General features: G+C 72.8%; 1 protein-coding gene. It reads left to right on the top strand.

The window, feature by feature from the left end:
* The first annotated feature begins 48 nt into the window (after positions 1-48).
* Positions 49-795, top strand: coding sequence for a 3-oxoacyl-ACP reductase family protein (locus tag K6I33_RS35170; RefSeq protein WP_229358853.1), 747 nt, complete (start codon positions 49-51; stop codon positions 793-795).
* The last annotated feature ends 369 nt before the right edge of the window (positions 796-1164 follow it).

The raw sequence follows: 1164 nt of genomic DNA on the forward strand, positions 1-1164 counted from the left end.
GTCCCACCCCGTCCCACCCCACCCCGCTCACCGTATTCAGGAAGATCCATGGAATTCGCAGGTCAGGTAGCACTCGTCACCGGCGCCTCCCGTGGCATCGGCCGCGCCATCGCCCTCCGGCTGGCCGAGGCCGGCTGTGACATCGCCCTCAACTACCGCAGTTCGGCGGCGCAGGCCCAGGACGTGGCCGAGCGCATCGCCGCGATGGGCCGCCGGGTCGAGTTGTTCCCCGGCGACCTCGCCCGCCCCGAGGTGCCCAAGCGGCTGGCCGGGGCGGTGATCGAGGCGTTCGGCCGGATCGACGTCCTGGTGAACAACGCGGGCATCGGCCGCGACAAACTGCTGCTGTCGATGGACGCCGACGACATCAACGACGTCATCGCCACCAATCTCGTCGCCCCCATGCTCCTCACCCAGGCCACCGCGCTCACCATGGTGCGGCAGCGCTCGGGCCGGATCGTCAACATCTCCTCCGCGGCGGCGGCCAAGCCCGGCAAGGGGCAGTCCAACTACGCGGCCTCGAAGGGCGGCCTGGAGGCGTTCACCAAGGCCATGGCCGTCGAGCTGGGCTCGCGCGGCATCCTGGTGAACGCGGTGGCCCCCGGGATCACCAGGACGGACCTGACCGAGCGGCTGATCGACGGGGCGGAGTCCGAACTGCTGGGCCGGCAGGTGGTCGGCTCGATCGCCGGGCCCAAGGCGGTGGCCGAGGCCGTGCTGTACCTGGCGAGTCCGCGCAACACCCACACCACCGGCACGGTCCTGGCCGTGGACGGCGGGCTGAAGATGCCCTGAGCCCTGAACGCCGGGCGCGGCGCGGCCGTATGAGTCCTCGTACCAGCTGATGCGAAGCGACAGCAAAGGAACGATCATGACGCACTCGTCACCCGCGCCATCCGGCTCATCCGGCTCACCCGACCCGTCAACACCGGCCGGACCGGCCGCACCGGCCGGTCCGGCCGCTCGGGCCCGCGCCACCCGTCGTGCCGTCGTGGCGGCGACCGGGGCCGCCGGTCTCGCCGCCGTCCTCGCCGCGTGCGGCGGCTCCGACGACGCGGGCTCGGGCTCGGGCTATGCGGGCGACGCGCCGGACACATCGGACACGCCGGACGCGTCGAAGGGGACGCCGGGGCAGGCGGCGGGCGACAAGGGCACGTCCGGGAC

Origin of the sequence: Streptomyces sp. UNOB3_S3 (genome assembly GCF_020740895.1) — a bacterium.
Lineage (GTDB): Bacteria > Actinomycetota > Actinomycetes > Streptomycetales > Streptomycetaceae > Streptomyces.

Bases quoted from the DNA above. Each gene is read 5' to 3' on its own strand.
- K6I33_RS35170 (WP_229358853.1), top strand. From the start codon at position 49: ATGGAATTCGCAGGTCAGGTAGCACTCGTCACCGGCGCCTCCCGTGGC.